Source organism: Vagococcus luciliae (genome assembly GCF_024637875.1).
Classification (GTDB): Bacteria; Bacillota; Bacilli; order Lactobacillales; family Vagococcaceae; genus Vagococcus; species Vagococcus luciliae.
Window position 1 is genome coordinate 1903711 of sequence record NZ_CP102451.1, and the last position, 16536, is coordinate 1920246.

Here is a 16536-nt window from a genome sequence, read left to right on the forward strand (position 1 = left end):
CAAATGAACAAATCAAACATATGGAGCAAAAATATCTTGCTAATCGTGAGCATTTATTAAGCCAACGTGCAGTGATGAAAAATGGTATTTTAGCCTCATCAGAAAATCAAAAAGCAGTTATTGAAAACAATCCCGTTTTCTCTATCGACTTAGATACAGGAAACGTGACAAATCAAAAACAAAGTGGTCGTTGTTGGATGTTTGCAGCCCTTAATACATTCAGACATGATGTCTTAAACAATCATCACATCAAAGACTTCGAATTATCTCAAAACTATACATTTTTCTGGGATAAATTTGAAAAAGCAAATTATTTCTATGAAAATATTATCAAAACAAGCAACCAAGAATTAACAAGTCGTGAAGTGGCGTTCTTACTTGCAACCCCTCAACAAGATGGTGGACAATGGGATATGCTTGTGGCGATTATTCAAAAATATGGTATTGTGCCAAAAACAATCATGCCTGAAACATCAAGTAGTTCAAGCAGCCGTGAGTTAAACACTTACTTAAACAAAAAATTAAGAAAAGATGCTTTAACACTTAGAACCTTAATAGGTAATGGTGCATCCGAAGAAGAAGTTGAAACACGCAAAGTTGAATTACTACAAGAAATCTATAATTTACTAAGTACCTCTCTAGGTACACCACCAACTGAATTTGATTATTCTTACTATGATAATGATGGTAACTATCACTTAGAACAAGGATTAACTCCAACTTCTTTCTATGATAAATTTGTCGGAACTGATTTAGATGATTATGTCAGCATTATCAATGCGCCAACTAAAGACAAACCATATAATCAAGTTTACACAGTTGATATGCTTGGCAATGTTGTTGGCGGAAAAGAAGTTCGTCACCTGAACGTTGATATTGAAACATTCAAAAACTTAGCTATCGCTCAATTAAAAGATGGAGAAAGCGTGTGGTTTGGTTGTGATGTTGGCCAATCATCAACAAGAGATACTGGTATCATGGCAACTGATATTTATAGTGTTCAAGACACGTTGGATATTAACTATGATATGAGTAAAGCTGAACGTTTAGATTATGGCGAAAGTTTAATGACACATGCGATGGTCTTAACAGGTGTGAATTTAATCAATGACAAACCAACTAAATGGAAAGTTGAAAACAGTTGGGGAGATAAAGTTGGAACAAAAGGTTATTTTGTTATGAGTGATGATTGGATGAGTGAGTATACTTATCAAGTCGTTGTCAATAAAAAATATCTTTCTGATGACTTAAAAGAAGTCGTTGAAAAAGATGACGTCACTGTTTTAGCTCCTTGGGATCCAATGGGGGCTTTAGCATAAAATAGAAAAAAGAGTTGGCCACTTTTAAGTGGCTAACTCTTTTTTTATTATTGTAGTTGTGATTTAATTAAATCTTGTACACGAACCAGTTCTGTTTCAGGAATTTCCTGATAAGAAATTCCATCAATCATCACTCCTTCGCCTTGTAAAGTATCAGTTTCGATATGTTTAAAACTATCACGATATTTCATCGCTATTTCAAACATCTCATCAGGTTCCAAATCAGTCTTCATATTATTTTCTATTGCCTTTAGTATATCTTTGTACCGTTTAACACCCGTAAAACCTAATGCCTTATCAGCAATTGCTTCAATGACTTGCTGTTGTCTGGCTTGTCTACCATAATCACCATTAGGATCTTCATACCTCATACGCGTATATGCAAGTGCTTCTTTACCATTCAATTTGATTGGTCCTTTTTTAAAGGTCATACCATCTTGTTCAAATTCAAATTTATTTGTTACCTCTACCCCATCAACTGCATTGACCAATTCTTCAAATCCCATCATGTTAATCCAAACATAATGATTTAAATGCATATCTAATAAATGGTCGACAGTATCCATAGCCATTTTAGCTTGTCCATAAGCATATGCATGAGCTATTTTTTCTACTGAATTATGTCCCACAATTTCAGTCCGCGTATCTCGTGGAATACTAATTAAAGTTGTTTTCTTTTCTTTAGGATTTACTGTTGCGACAAGCATCGTATCTGAACGTCCCACATCATTTCGTCCAAAATCACCAGTATCTAGTCCTAATAATAAAACAGAAAAAGGCTCTCCCTCTTGAATATTTTTATCATCAGATCTTCCTTCAACTGGTTCGCTTACCTTATTCGCCACACCTTTTACATCAAAATAAGTTTTGGCCAAGAAAACTCCTGTTCCTACCATGATTAGTAACAAAATTGTCACCAATACTATTATGGATTTTTTTAATCCACTCGACTTCTTTTTAACATTTTTTTTACGTCTACTTTGTTGATTATCCATCACACATCTCCTAAAAAACCAATTTTATAGCACTAATTTTACCATAATGATTATTAGTCCTATCAGTTTTTTAGGTTAACCTTAAATAATTTTTAAAGTCTATGAATTTTTTATTGCTTTTTCTAGATTTTTAATAGCTAACTCAATATTTTTAGAATGTGTTGCTAAATTGATACGAATAAACGTCCCACTGTGTTTACCAAACCATTCCCCATAATCAATCGCTAAGTTAGCTTTATCTTGGATAATTTCTTTCATTTTATCTTGTGTGATATAACAAGATAAATCAACCCATGATAAATATGTCTGTCCCCTGTTTTTCATATACAATCACTTCAGGTAATAATTCATTAAATAATTGAGTTATTAAATCAAAATTATCATCTATGATTTGATTCAATTCATCTAGCTACTGTTCTCCAAAATCATAACTTGCTTGAGTAGCAATAACCCTCATCAAACTGGTTGGATTGCTAATTATCGTCTTGATAAATTCATCATATCTTACTCTTAAATCAGTTGATGGAATAAAACTATGCGAATGAAGTAAACTCGCTAAGTTAAATGATTTTGATGCAGCATTCAACACAATTAATTTATCAAAATCGACACCATCTACTCCTAAATAACTAATAAATGTATGACCTTTTGCTACAAAATCTTGATGAATCTCATCAAAAATCAATAAGACATCTATTTTTGACAAATATCAGATATTTTCTTTAATTCCTCAAGTATCCACACACGTCCAACAGGATTATGCGTTGAACAAAAAAACAATGATTTACAAACACCTGTATAATGGGTTGATTAAATATTATATTAGGTATAGAATAAAGATAAATTAGGCAAACCTAAAAAGGAAGAGAGTTTTATGAAAACATTATTAAATTTAAAATTGAATGATCAAGCAACCATTGGTCACATTTCACACCCTGATGCTGACATGAAGCAAAGATTGTATGATTTAGGTTTTTATCCAGGAACCACAGTCAAGAAATCACTTATCAGTCCAAAAAGTGATCCAATTGCTTACCGTTTGAGAGGAACAACTATTGCATTAAGAAATTCTGATGCACAATATGTGGAGGTGTATAGCGATGACAACTGAAGAAAAAGAGACCTTTGTTATTGAACGTAAAAAAGAATCGGATGTTGTGATTACATTAGCTGGAAATCCTAATGTGGGTAAGAGTTCAGTTTTTAACGAACTAACCGGGCTAAGACAGCACACTGGTAATTGGCCTGGAAAAACGGTTGATTTAGCCCAAGGACGAACTGAATTTGATGGGCAAGGATTTATATTAGTTGATTTACCCGGTACCTATTCCCTATCAGCTCACTCGGCTGAAGAAGAAGTCGCACGAGATTTCATTCAATCAAATGAATCTCAAGCCACTATCGTTGTCTGTGATGCAACAAGTCTAGAGCGAAATCTAAATCTAGTATTGCAAATCATGCAACTGACACCAAACGTTATTGTGTGTGTTAACTTATTAGATGAAGCGAAAAAGAAAAAAATCCATATTAATTTAGAAAAATTACAAGAATTACTTGGTGTACCAGTCGTTGGAACATCTGCTGTAAAAAAACAAGGTCTTGATACATTAATGGAAAAAACAAAAGGAGTCATTGATGGTGACATTACATCAAATCCATTTATGATGGAAGCTTTGCAACAAATACATGCTGATAAAGAAACTGAAACACTAGCCATTATGGATAGAGCAAGTGTCATTGCAAAAGAAGTCACGATATTTGAAGATAAAAATTTCGATCTAAAAGACCAAAAATTAGATAAACTTCTCACACAAAAAAGCACTGGTATTCCTATTATGATTTTATTATTAATGCTTATCTTTTGGTTTACGATTGAAGGAGCGGATGGTCCTTCAGATTTTCTAGCTGATAATTTTGACAAATTTGGTAATTGGCTTATGACCATTACAACGAGTTGGGGTGTCCCACATATTATCCGTGATGTGTTGATTAATGGCGTGTATAAAGTTTTATCAACTGTTGTTGCAGTGATGTTGCCACCTATGGCTATCTTCTTTCCATTATTTACCTTATTAGAAGATTTTGGGTATTTACCTCGTGTAGCATTTAATTTAGACAAACATTTCCAAAAAGCCGGAGCATGCGGGAAACAAGCATTAACCATGTGTATGGGATTCGGTTGTAACGCAGCTGGTGTTGTTGGTGCTAGAATCATTGATTCTCCTAGAGAAAGACTTATTGCCATTATTACGAATAACTTTGTACCATGTAACGGTCGATTTCCTATTTTGATTACAGTTATCACCGTCTTCTTTACTGGAGGAGCAGTTGGACTCTTAGGCTCAATTAAATCAGCAGCCTTTTTAACTGGGGTTATTTTACTCGGGGTGTTTACGACTATTTTTGTTTCACGTTTATTATCAAAAACTGTTTTAGAGGGGATTCCTTCTTCATTTACATTAGAGTTACCGCCTTATCGAAAACCTCAAATTGGACAAGTGATTGTACGTTCGATTTTTGACAGAACACTCTTTGTATTGTGGCGCGCCATTATTGTAGCTGCCCCAGCAGGGCTAGTGATTTGGGTATTAGCTAATGTTTCAATTGGTGATCAATCCATTTTACAGAGTGTGACTGGATTTATCGATCCATTTGCTAGACTTATGGGATTAGATGGTACTATTCTGATGGCCTTTATTTTAGGTTTACCGGCAAATGAAATTGTTATTCCTATTATGATTATGGGTTACATGGCAACTGGGACTATTACAGACTTTAGTTCGCTTGATCAGTTTAGACAACTTTTACTAAGTAATGGGTGGACTTGGTTAACAGCTATGAATGTCATTTTATTTACTCTTTATCATTGGCCATGTTCTACCACCCTACTGACAATTTATAAAGAAACAAAAAGTAAAAAATGGACATTTGCTTCATTTATTATCCCAACAATCATTGGTGTAGTGATGACTATGATGACAACAGCAATTGCTCATTTGTTTCATTTAGTTTAAAAAACAAAAAAACTCGACTGATTATTCAGCCGAATTTTTTTATTTAAAAGCTTGGTATGTAACCTAAATCTTCAATTTTATCTGCTATATCTTTAATAGCTATCTTTGATTCATCATAGACTACGTCTGCTTCTTTATTTTCTAAAGATACATCAACATCATTTACACCATCAAGTTCTGATAAGCCTTTTTCCACGCGAGCTTTACAATGTCCACAGCTCATTCCATCTATTGCTATTTTCTGTTGCATGTTACTCACCTCTTCTAATTAGTTAGTGTAAGAGTATGTCTTTTTTTATCTGTCGTCAAACAAAAAAGCCCCTTTAAAAAGGGGCTTTTTACTCTCTATGGGTAAATACGGTGTAATAAACGTGGGAATGGACTTGCTTCACGGACGTGATCAATACCACATACCCAAGTAACAGTTCTTTCTAATCCTAAACCAAATCCAGAATGAGGAACTGCACCATATTTTTGTAAATCTAAATACCATTCATAATCTTTGCGATCTAAACCATCTTTTTCAATTTCCGCTAGTAAGTAGTCGTAACCGATGGCACGTTCACTACCACCAATAATTTCTCCATAACCTTCTGGCGCGATTAAATCGGCGCGAATCACCACGTCATCTCTTGTTGGATGTGGTTTCATATAGAAGGGACTCATTGATTTTGGATAGTTTAAAATGAATACTGGTTTTTCAAAATGGTTGGCGATAAATGTTTCATGTGGTGAACCAAAGTCATCCCCCCAAGTAATATCTTCAAATCCATTTTGTTGTAATAATTCCACTGCTTCATCATAAGAAATACGTGGGAATGGTAATTCTGTGTATTTTCTTAATAAGTCTTTATCGCGTTCTAACACGTCTAAAGCATAGTCACAATTTTCTAATACTTTTTCAATCATGAATGCGACATATTGCTCTTGAATTTCTAAACTTCCTTCTTGATCAACAAATGCCATTTCAGGTTCCATCATCCAGAACTCAGTTAAATGACGACGAGTTTTTGATTTTTCAGCACGGAATGTTGGTCCAAAAGAAAATACTTTTCCAAAAGCCATTGCAGCAGCTTCAAGATATAACTGACCTGTTTGTGATAAGTACGCTGGAGAACCAAAATAATCTGTTTCAAATAATTCAGTCGTACCTTCTGGTGCACTACTTGTTAAAATAGGTGGATCAATTTTGATAAATCCACGGTCATTAAAGAATTCGTATGTTGCACGAATTAATTCATTTCTCACTTGCATAATAGCATGTTGTTTTGATGAACGTAACCATAAATGACGATGATCCATTAAAAAGTCAGTTCCGTGTTCTTTTGGTGTAATTGGGTAATCATGACTCTCACCAACCACTTCAATCGTTTGAACCCCAATTTCATAACCAAATTTTGAACGAGTATCTTCTCTGATTTCACCAGTGATGATGACAGATGTTTCTTGATTTAAACTTTTTGCTAATTCAAATGTTTCGTCGCCTACTTCATTTTTTACTACAACACCTTGAAAATAAGCTGAACCATCTCTAAGTTGTAAGAAGGCAATTTTACCACTTGAGCGTTTATTGGCTACCCAAGCACCTATTTTAACAACTTCCCCAACATGTTTTTTTGAATCAATAATGTTTATTGTTTCCACTTTAGCACCCCACTAATGATATTAAATTCGTTTACTATCAATGAATTTGTTTATTTGACTGATTGCTTGTGTCAAAGTATCCATATCTGTTGCATAACTAATGCGCACATGATGACTTGTGCCAAATGCTTCACCTGTTACAACAGCAACATGCGCTTCTTCTAGTAAGTCATTTACCCAATTCGTTACATTATCATACCCACACATAGCCATTGTATCTTTGATATTAAGATATAAATAAAATGCGCCTTGTGGTTTTTCCACCTTCACACCTGGTATTGCCTGAATTAATGGAAATATATCGTTTAATCGTTGTTCAAACGTTTGACGCATTGATTCCACAATATCTTGATTGCCACTCAACGCTTCAATGGCAGCATATTGACTTACTGTTGCAGGGTTGCTTGTTGATTGTGAAATTACTTTAGACACTTGAGACACAATCTCTGATTGACATAGAGCGTATCCAATACGCCAACCTGTCATAGCATAGGCCTTAGATACACCATTAACAACAATTGTTTGTTTTTTAATCGCATCAGACAAACTCACTATTGATGTAAATACATTACCATTATAAACTAATTTAGCATAAATATCATCGGCAATTATATAAATGTTATTTGAAACTGCCCAATTTCCAATTTCAAGTAGCTCTTTAGCTGTATAGACAGTACCTGTTGGATTAGAAGGTGTATTTAAAATTAAGATACGTGTTTTATCAGTTCGTGCTTTTTCTAATTCTTCCACTGTTACACGGTAGTGGTTTTCCTGTGTTGTTTCAACAAATACATTTTTTCCATCTGCTAGTTCTACTTGCGCACTATAACTTACCCAATAAGGTGTTGGAATAATAACCTCGTCACCTGGGTTTAATAAGGTTTGAAATAAGGCATATAAAACATATTTTGCCCCATTCCCAATGAATACCTCATTTGTCTGATATTCCACGCCATAATCAATACGAGTCCGTTCAATAATAGCTTTTTTTAATTCAATTAAACCAGTTGCAGGTGTATAAAAACTTGATGAGCCATCTTCAATTGACTTTATGGCTGCTTGTTGAATCGACTTAGGCGTAGAAAAATCCGGCTCTCCAATAGTCAAATTTAATACATCTACACCCTTATTTTTTAACGCTTTTGCTTTTGCTGCTGCTTGTAATGTTGCTGATTCTTTCAAATTTTTTACTTTTTTAGAGAACCCCATTTTTTCATCCCCTTAAATTTTTAGTGTATCTTCTTTAACTTCTCCTGAGTAAAAATCAACTAAATAATACGCTAAATGGCCGTCTTTACTAGTCGCTGTTATTTCCCATACAGGTTTATCATCAACTAACCCCAGTGATACTTTTTTGATTTTTTTTGTTTCATTCTTTTTCAAAACAGCCTTGATGGCATCATCTTGTGTGACTCCTTTGTTAGCATATATCACAAATGCTTCCTTTCCATTTTCAGGTATCATCACAATTTTTTCTTCATTATTGTTGTCTCTTCCCACAACGCTAAAGGTATTTTCTTGTCTTGTAAACCAATAAAACTCATCAATCTTATCAATATGACCTAAATTTTTGGCAATCGTCACTGCTTGTTTTTTGGTTGAACGATAAGTTGACGTTGAACGATAAAGAATCGCACTTATTATTACAATAATCGCAATAAGAGTTATCGTCAAATATTTTAACAATTTATTTTCACGCATATACTCTCTCCTTTAGGTTATTTTACTAACTTTTATTTTTTAAAAACTGCTTACTATTATCTACTAGTTCAGGTAATGTTACCGGTAAAATATCTAATTCTTTTGGTAAATAGGAGCACAAAATAGTACTATATCTACTATTTATTAATCGATCATCAAGTAACACTAAAATTCCTTTATCCGTTGGACTTCTCAACAATCTTCCTACTCCTTGACGTAACTTAATCCCAGCTTGCGGAATAGCATCCTCATAAAAAGGATTAACTCCTTGTTGCTCTAAGTAATGATATCTAGCTTGAACAATCGGTCTATTAGGTGGTTCAAACGGTAGTTTAGTCATGACCACAATATCTATTGACTGTTTACTAAAATCCATGCCTTCCCAAAAGCTATTAGCACCTAAAATAATGCACTTATTTCCTTGGTTAATCTTCTTTAAAATTTTTTCTTTCGTACCAGAAATTCCCTGGGCCAGAATTAATACTTCACCTTGATTAAAATAATCTATTAAATATTGATAGGTTTTTTCAAGTAAGTTGTGCGAGGTAAATAAAACTAACATCGTTTGTTCATGTGTGTTATACAACTTTTTAACAACTTTATAAATTTGTTTAGAAAACTCTTTTGTTGAAGATAAATTAGGATAATTAATCCCTTTTATCAAGTACAACCTAGCTTGATTTTTATAATCAAAAATAGTTGGTAATGTCTTCTTAGCTACATTATTTAATCCTAATTTATTTTCTAAAAATGATGACTCATTATCTAACTGTAGGCTACCACTTGTATAAATAATTTTTTTAGCTTGATGATACCAGTTATATTGTTGAATGGATAAATTTTCAAAGTTAATCATCGATAAAACTAAATGCGATTTTTTGCGATATGCCCACTTCACAAAATCATCATCATAATCATAAAAAAATTGGTTAAACCATTCAGATATTTCAATGACTCTATTTAAAGTATTAAAAAAATCTTTTTCAATTAGAGTAGAACCCACTTGACTCTTTTCTAATATATCTTTTTTCAAATGTGATAACTCTCTCAATAATACTTTAATCTGTTGAATACTTCGTTTAACCATTGGCACTTGTTGTAGAAATGTTAATAACTCAACCATCACTTCTTCTCTTACCTGATGTAATCTATAGTAATTAAAAAAACATTCCTCTAACCAATCTAGAGATTCTCTCAATTCTTGACTAATATTTCCAATCATAAGCCCTTGTCTTTCCCATAAAACATTAAACTTAGACAAATCACTAGATATTTCAATTAGATGATTTAATTCATAACCAAATTGAGAAAATGATAATTTTTTAGTAGACAAATTTTCTATTAAAGCAGGTAATTGATGTGCTTCATCTACAACAACTAATTCAAATTCAGGTAAAAATGGCTCTTTTTTTTGGCTATCTGCAAATAAAAAAGCATGATTAACAATGATAAAATCAGCAAATCGACATCTATCATTTAAATAATTAAAAAAGTCTTCCTCATAAAATAAAGAGGAATCCAATAATTCCATTTTACCTGTATGTTGAACATGTTGATAAAATATATTATTTTTACTAACATTTACTTCGTCCAAATCACCAGTCGTTGTTTCAAGAAGCCAAACTAATACAGCCATTTGACAGATAGCATATGTTTTTTGAGGTACTGGATTATCTAATGTTTGCTTAAATGACTCCAAACTAATATAGTGTGAAGCACTTTTCACAACAACGCCGTATTTAGACATACCAGTTAACTTATTTAACAGTGGGATATCTTGATAAACTATTTGATTTTGCAACATAATAGTAGATGTTGAAATTAATACTTGTTTAGAGCTATTAACAAAAGATAAAGGATATAGGTAACCCATTGTCTTACCTGTTCCAGTTTCAGCTTCTATAAAGAAATCCTTTTCTTGGCTTTCTTTTGCTAAAAATTGATAAATATCCTCAGACATTTCTTTTTGATTTGCTCTCAAAATATCTAATGCACTATCAAATGTTTCATTTGTATAACCAACATTATAACGATAATCATAATTTTTTTTCTTTAAAACAAGACCATCTATCATCATAAGGTGATTCTCTTTTTTTAATTCTTTTTTTCGTGTCTCATCCAATACCATCTGGAACAGATCATGATTATTAACACCTAGTTCTTTAGATAACTGAGTTAATTTTTCTAATGTCATTTCAGGTAGCTCTCTCAATTTATCAATCATTTTGATAAATCCTTGAGCAGTTACATAAGCATCACTTAGTGCTTGATGAGGATTAACATGCTCTAATGCCATTTCAGATGCCATGTCACTTACCCTAAAACCATTAGAGGTTGGATATAATACTTGAAATATCTCAACAGTATCTAAACAAGGGCTTTTTAAAGGTTCAATACCAGCCCTCACTAATTCACTATTTAAAAAATTAAAATCAAAAAACACATTGTGTGCTACAAACACGCAGCCATCAAGAAGTTGTCTTATTGTGTAAGCCACATCTTCAAAATAAGGCTCGTTTGCCACATCTTTATTTGAAATACCAGTTAATTCAGTGATATGCTTTGGTATTGAGCGTAGTGGATTAATATCAATCGACATTTGATTTACAATTTGCTGGTTTTCGACAATTACACAAGCAAATTGAATAATTTTATCCATTTCTTGATTGGTACCAGTTGTTTCAATATCTACAACGGCAAATAAACTTGATGCTTCCATTACCCCAATCCTCTCTATTTTTACTCACCATTGTATTATACTATATTCTAATAATAAGTCATTAGATAAAAACATTATCTAAATCTAGGTATGTGTTTGTTTTAACCTTCAAACTATGGTTAAATATATTTAGACACAAATTTATATTTTGACATAGAAAGGTATCGTAAGCATATGAAGTACTTGAAGACAGTTGGATTAATCATCATTATTTTTTGGATATTTGCCCTTTTCTTAACCTACACACCAAGTTTATTTTGGTATGCATATCTTTTTATTTCATCCCTTGCGCTTTTTTTAGCTATTACTTTAATCATCTATTTAAATCCAGAAATATACTATAATATAAATGATTTTTTTACTCACTATTTCAAAAGCCATGATGAAATCACTTTAAATGATGAAGATGATTATTACATTATCCCTCATAAAAAGAAAAAAAAGAAAAGAAAAAAGAAGAAACATTATGATATTACTTCATTTCGTCAAAGAAAAGATACCCATTCTGATCATATGATTATTAATACTTCTTCTTCAAATATCAGACATAAAGAATATTTGCATACATGTATACCGCAGATAAAAACACAAGAAAAGCAACAACTACTATTTGAAATTATTTTAACTTTAAAAGAAGAACATTTTTTCTCAAGTTTATATGCCGGAATATCTGATAATGAATTAACTGAAAATTATGAAGAATACCATGATCGCAAAATTTTTGAATTATATGATCACGTCATTCCAAATGCTTATGCTAAAATATTATATGATCCAAAATCGACTAATAATCGATTAAGTATTTTTATACCAAATAAAAAAAATCATGATGCCGATTTTAATTTAGGGTTTATTGCCATTGAAGACAGTTATAAAGCCGATACCTTGATCAATAAATATACTAATATACAAGTCATTCCAACTATTCTTGGTGGAACTTATAAAGAAGTTAAAAAAAATGATGACAATATAATCTATATCAAAACAGATTTTATTCCTTATGATTTAACAATCTCTTTAGCTTTTTATAATATCTAAAAACAAATCGAAAAGCTAGAAATGAGTTCAATATCATGTTAGTATAGTATTAGTTTAATATGAAGGGATGGATAATAAATATGAAAATGGCTCATACATGTGTCAGAGTAAAAGATTTAGATGCTTCTCTTGAATTCTATAAAAAAGCATTTAACTTTGAAGAATCTCGCAGACGTGATTTTCCAGAAAACAAATTTACACTTGTCTATTTAACATTACCAGATGACGATTATGAATTAGAATTAACTTATAATTATGACTCTGAAGGATACGATTTAGGGAATGGTTATGGTCATATTGCTATATCTACAAATGATCTAGAAGGACTTCATTCTAAACATAAAGAAGAAGGTTTTAACATAACTGAATTAAAACATTTACCAAATGTACCACCTTCTTACTACTTTATTATTGATCCAGATGGCTACAAAATCGAAGTCATTCGTGAAAAATAGTTCTAAGTGTTTAAGTGATAGTATTGATTAAATTTCTATTTAATCAATACTATTTTTTTATTTATGAAACAAACATATATACCGTGCGTGAAAGAAATAACTTTAGTATTAAAAAATTCCTTTTGATTAAAACATACCAGATGGCATTTATCAAGATAATCTTGAATCAAAAGACAATACAAAAATATATTCGAGAACAAGAAGCAGATAACAGAATAAGAGGTAGCGTAAGCAAACGAGAGTATACGAATCTATTTAATAAAAAAAAACCTAGAATAAACTAGGTTTTTGATAGCTCCGGCAGTAGGACTCGAACCTACGACATCATGATTAACAGTCATGCGCTACTACCAACTGAGCTATGCCGGATAATTATTAATTTTTTTATTACTGTACTCCGGCAGTAGGACTCGAACCTACGACATCATGATTAACAGTCATGCGCTACTACCAACTGAGCTATGCCGGATAATGATATAAGCACGGCAACGTCCTACTCTCACAAAGGGAAACCCTTCACTACCCTCGGCGCTAAGAAGCTTAACTTCTGTGTTCGGCATGGTTACAGGTGTATCCTTCTTGCCATCGTCACCGCACTTATATGTTTTTTATTGAGTGATGATTCACTCAAAACTGGATGTTAAGTTAGTATCAATATAATTGTCCACCGCTATCTTGGTTAAGTCCTCGACCGATTAGTACTAGTCCGCTCCATACATCACTGTACTTCCACTTCTAGCCTATCTACCTGATCATCTTTCAGGGGTCTTACTTCCTTAAAGGAATGGGAAATCTCATCTTGAGGGGGGCTTCACGCTTAGATGCTTTCAGCGTTTATCCCGTCCATACATAGCTACCCAGCAATGCCCTTGGCAGAACAACTGGTACACCAGAGGTATGTCCATCCCGGTCCTCTCGTACTAAGGACAGCTCCTCTCAAATTTCCAACGCCCGCGACGGATAGGGACCGAACTGTCTCACGACGTTCTGAACCCAGCTCGCGTGCCGCTTTAATGGGCGAACAGCCCAACCCTTGGGACCGACTACAGCCCCAGGATGCGACGAGCCGACATCGAGGTGCCAAACCTCCCCGTCGATGTGAACTCTTGGGGGAGATAAGCCTGTTATCCCCAGGGTAGCTTTTATCCGTTGAGCGATGGCCCTTCCATGCGGAACCACCGGATCACTAAGCCCGACTTTCGTCCCTGCTCGAGTTGTAACTCTCGCAGTCAAGCTCCCTTCTGCCTTTGCACTCTACGAATGATTTCCAACCATTCTGAGGGAACCTTTGGGCGCCTCCGTTACCTTTTGGGAGGCGACCGCCCCAGTCAAACTGTCCATCTGACACTGTCTCCCACCACGATAAGTGGTGCGGGTTAGAATGGTCATAACACAAGGGTAGTATCCCACCAGCGCCTCCATCGAAACTAGCGTTCCGATTTCTACGGCTCCTACCTATCCTGTACATGTGTCACAAACATTCAATATCAAACTACAGTAAAGCTCCATGGGGTCTTTCCGTCCTGTCGCGGGTAACCTGCATCTTCACAGGTACTAAAATTTCACCGAGTCTCTCGTTGAGACAGTGCCCAAATCGTTACGCCTTTCGTGCGGGTCGGAACTTACCCGACAAGGAATTTCGCTACCTTAGGACCGTTATAGTTACGGCCGCCGTTTACTGGGGCTTCAATTTTGAGCTTCGCTATTGCTAACCCATCCTCTTAACCTTCCAGCACCGGGCAGGCGTCAGCCCCTATACGTCATCTTTCGATTTTGCAGAGACCTGTGTTTTTGATAAACAGTCGCTTGGGCCTATTCACTGCGGCTGAACTTGCGTTCAGCACCCCTTCTCCCGAAGTTACGGGGTCATTTTGCCGAGTTCCTTAACGAGAGTTCTCTCGCTCACCTTAGGATTCTCTCCTCGACTACCTGTGTCGGTTTGCGGTACGGGTCATTTGTTTCTAACTAGAAGCTTTTCTTGACAGTGTGACATTGAGACTTCGGTACTTTATTTCCCTACTCATCACAACTTGTTCTTAAAGATAAAAGCATTTGACTCTTATCAAAACTCGTTGCTTGAACGTGCACTTCCAGTCGCACGATCTCATAGCCTCCTGTGTCCCTCCATTGTTCAAACAAAACAAACGAGTACAGGAATCTCAACCTGTTGTCCATCGCCTACGCCTATCGGCCTCAGCTTAGGTCCCGACTAACCCTGGGAGGACGAGCCTTCCCCAGGAAACCTTAGTCATTCGGTGGACAGGATTCTCACCTGTCTTTCGCTACTCATACCGGCATTCTCACTTCTAAGCGCTCCACCAGTCCTTACGATCCAGCTTCAACGCCCTTAGAACGCTCTCCTACCATAGAACCAAAGGTTCTATCCACAGCTTCGGTAACATGTTTAGCCCCGGTACATTTTCGGCGCAAGGGCACTCGACTAGTGAGCTATTACGCACTCTTTAAATGGTGGCTGCTTCTGAGCCAACATCCTAGTTGTTTGTGCACCCTCACATCCTTTTCCACTTAACATGTATTTTGGGACCTTAGCTGGTGGTCTGGGCTGTTTCCCTTTCGACAATGGATCTTATCACTCACTGTCTGACTCCCGGATATAAATGAATGGCATTCGGAGTTTATCTGAATTCGGTAACCCAAGACGGGCCCCTAGTCCAAACAGTGCTCTACCTCCATCATTCTCAAATCCGAGGCTAGCCCTAAAGCTATTTCGGAGAGAACCAGCTATCTCCAAGTTCGTTTGGAATTTCTCCGCTACCCACACCTCATCCCCGCACTTTTCAACGTACGTGGGTTCGGTCCTCCAGTGCGTTTTACCACACCTTCAACCTGGACATGGGTAGGTCACATGGTTTCGGGTCTACGACAACATACTCATTCGCCCTATTCAGACTCGCTTTCGCTACGGCTCCGCTTCTTCAGCTTAACCTCGCATGCTATCGTAACTCGCCGGTTCATTCTGCAAAAGGCACGCTATCACCCATTAACGGGCTCTAACTTCTTGTAGGCACACGGTTTCAGGTTCTATTTCACTCCCCTTCCGGGGTGCTTTTCACCTTTCCCTCACGGTACTGGTTCACTATCGGTCACTAGAGAGTATTTAGCCTTGGGAGATGGTCCTCCCGGATTCCGACGGAATTTCTCGTGTTCCGCCGTACTCAGGATACTCATAGGTGTGTTGTCAATTTCATCTACGGGGCTTTTACCCGCTACGGCTGACCTTTCCAGGTCGATTCGACTATCCACAACAGCTACCACAGCTGAGTCCTACAACCCCAATAAGCAAGCTTATTGGTTTGGGCTGTTTCCGTTTCGCTCGCCGCTACTAAGGAAATCGATTTTTCTTTCTCTTCCTGCAGGTACTTAGATGTTTCAGTTCTCTGCGTCTACCTTCTAATAGCTATGTATTCACTACTAGATAATATCCTATAAAAGATACTGGGTTCCCCCATTCGGAAATCTCCGGATCATAGCTTACTTACAGCTCCCCGAAGCATATCGGTGTTAGTCCCGTCCTTCATCGGCTTCTAGTGCCAAGGCATCCACCGTGCGCCCTTATTCACTTAACCTTTTCTAACCTTACGGTTAGCTTGTTTTTTCATTAACTATTAACTAGCGATAGATAATAGTTAA

Annotated in this window: 14 protein-coding genes, 2 tRNA genes and 2 rRNA genes; 5 read left to right on the forward strand and 13 right to left on the reverse strand. The window is 35.4% G+C overall.

Going from position 1 to position 16536, the window contains the following annotated elements:
• The first annotated feature begins 20 nt into the window (after positions 1-20).
• On the forward strand, positions 21-1319 hold the full coding sequence (locus G314FT_RS09250; protein WP_257702547.1) for a C1 family peptidase: 1299 nt from the start codon (positions 21-23) through the stop codon (positions 1317-1319).
• Positions 1320-1366: 47 nt separating this feature from the next.
• Here the strand turns inward: G314FT_RS09250 and G314FT_RS09255 are convergent, their stop codons facing one another.
• The 4 genes from G314FT_RS09255 to G314FT_RS10570 all read right to left on the reverse strand — a co-directional run bounded on the left by G314FT_RS09255 (position 1367) and on the right by G314FT_RS10570 (position 3094).
• Positions 1367-2314 carry an LCP family glycopolymer transferase gene (locus tag G314FT_RS09255; protein ID WP_257700929.1) on the reverse strand — a complete coding sequence of 316 codons (948 nt, stop codon included), beginning with the start codon at positions 2312-2314 and terminating at the stop codon, positions 1367-1369.
• A 99-nt stretch (positions 2315-2413) separates the two neighbouring features.
• Positions 2414-2638, reverse strand: a complete 225-nt coding sequence (locus G314FT_RS09260; protein ID WP_257700931.1) for a hypothetical protein — start codon at positions 2636-2638, stop codon at positions 2414-2416.
• An 85-nt stretch (positions 2639-2723) separates the two neighbouring features.
• A complete protein-coding gene (locus G314FT_RS09265) occupies positions 2724-3020 on the reverse strand; it encodes an aminotransferase class I/II-fold pyridoxal phosphate-dependent enzyme (RefSeq protein WP_257700933.1) in 297 nt (98 codons plus the stop codon).
• Positions 3008-3094: an aminotransferase class I/II-fold pyridoxal phosphate-dependent enzyme gene (locus G314FT_RS10570; protein WP_423837534.1), complete on the reverse strand. Its 87-nt coding sequence runs from the start codon at positions 3092-3094 to the stop codon at positions 3008-3010. Before G314FT_RS10570 ends, G314FT_RS09265 begins: the two co-directional genes overlap by 13 nt.
• A gap of 94 nt (positions 3095-3188) precedes the next feature.
• Between G314FT_RS10570 and G314FT_RS09270 the strand changes: the two genes are divergently transcribed.
• Both G314FT_RS09270 and feoB read left to right on the forward strand, forming a co-directional pair.
• Complete coding sequence (locus tag G314FT_RS09270; protein WP_257700935.1) at positions 3189-3425, forward strand: FeoA family protein; 237 nt, start codon at positions 3189-3191, stop codon at positions 3423-3425.
• Positions 3415-5328, forward strand: coding sequence for a ferrous iron transporter B (gene feoB / locus G314FT_RS09275; protein WP_257700937.1), 1914 nt, complete (start codon positions 3415-3417; stop codon positions 5326-5328). Before G314FT_RS09270 ends, feoB begins: the two co-directional genes overlap by 11 nt.
• 43 nt (positions 5329-5371) lie before the next feature.
• Here the strand turns inward: feoB and G314FT_RS09280 are convergent, their stop codons facing one another.
• The 5 genes from G314FT_RS09280 to G314FT_RS09300 form a co-directional block, all read right to left on the reverse strand.
• Complete coding sequence (locus G314FT_RS09280) at positions 5372-5578, reverse strand: heavy-metal-associated domain-containing protein (protein WP_257700939.1); 207 nt, start codon at positions 5576-5578, stop codon at positions 5372-5374.
• 95 nt (positions 5579-5673) lie between these two features.
• A complete protein-coding gene (gene asnS / locus G314FT_RS09285) occupies positions 5674-6972 on the reverse strand; it encodes an asparagine--tRNA ligase (protein ID WP_257700941.1) in 1299 nt (432 codons plus the stop codon).
• Positions 6973-6993: 21 nt separating this feature from the next.
• Complete coding sequence (locus G314FT_RS09290) at positions 6994-8181, reverse strand: pyridoxal phosphate-dependent aminotransferase (RefSeq protein WP_257700951.1); 1188 nt, start codon at positions 8179-8181, stop codon at positions 6994-6996.
• A 12-nt stretch (positions 8182-8193) separates the two neighbouring features.
• On the reverse strand, positions 8194-8673 hold the full coding sequence (locus G314FT_RS09295) for a cell wall elongation regulator TseB-like domain-containing protein (protein WP_257700953.1): 480 nt from the start codon (positions 8671-8673) through the stop codon (positions 8194-8196).
• 25 nt (positions 8674-8698) lie between these two features.
• Positions 8699-11392, reverse strand: coding sequence for a helicase C-terminal domain-containing protein (locus G314FT_RS09300; protein ID WP_257700955.1), 2694 nt, complete (start codon positions 11390-11392; stop codon positions 8699-8701).
• 174 nt (positions 11393-11566) lie between these two features.
• Here G314FT_RS09300 and G314FT_RS09305 point away from each other — a divergent pair, with 174 nt between their 5' ends.
• Together G314FT_RS09305 and gloA are read left to right on the forward strand one after the other, a co-directional pair.
• A complete protein-coding gene (locus G314FT_RS09305) occupies positions 11567-12430 on the forward strand; it encodes a hypothetical protein (protein WP_257700957.1) in 864 nt (287 codons plus the stop codon).
• A gap of 80 nt (positions 12431-12510) precedes the next feature.
• Positions 12511-12885 (forward strand): lactoylglutathione lyase, encoded by a 375-nt coding sequence (gene gloA, locus G314FT_RS09310; protein WP_257700959.1) that lies wholly within the window; start codon positions 12511-12513, stop codon positions 12883-12885.
• 295 nt (positions 12886-13180) lie between these two features.
• Here gloA and G314FT_RS09315 read toward each other — a convergent pair.
• From G314FT_RS09315 to G314FT_RS09330, 4 genes are all read right to left on the reverse strand, one after another.
• Positions 13181-13254, reverse strand: a tRNA-Asn gene (locus G314FT_RS09315).
• A gap of 26 nt (positions 13255-13280) precedes the next feature.
• Positions 13281-13354, reverse strand: a tRNA-Asn gene (locus G314FT_RS09320).
• Positions 13355-13365: 11 nt separating this feature from the next.
• Positions 13366-13481: ribosomal RNA gene (gene rrf / locus G314FT_RS09325) — 5S ribosomal RNA — on the reverse strand.
• Positions 13482-13560: 79 nt separating this feature from the next.
• Positions 13561-16472, reverse strand: a 23S ribosomal RNA gene (locus G314FT_RS09330).
• Positions 16473-16536 lie beyond the last annotated feature (64 nt).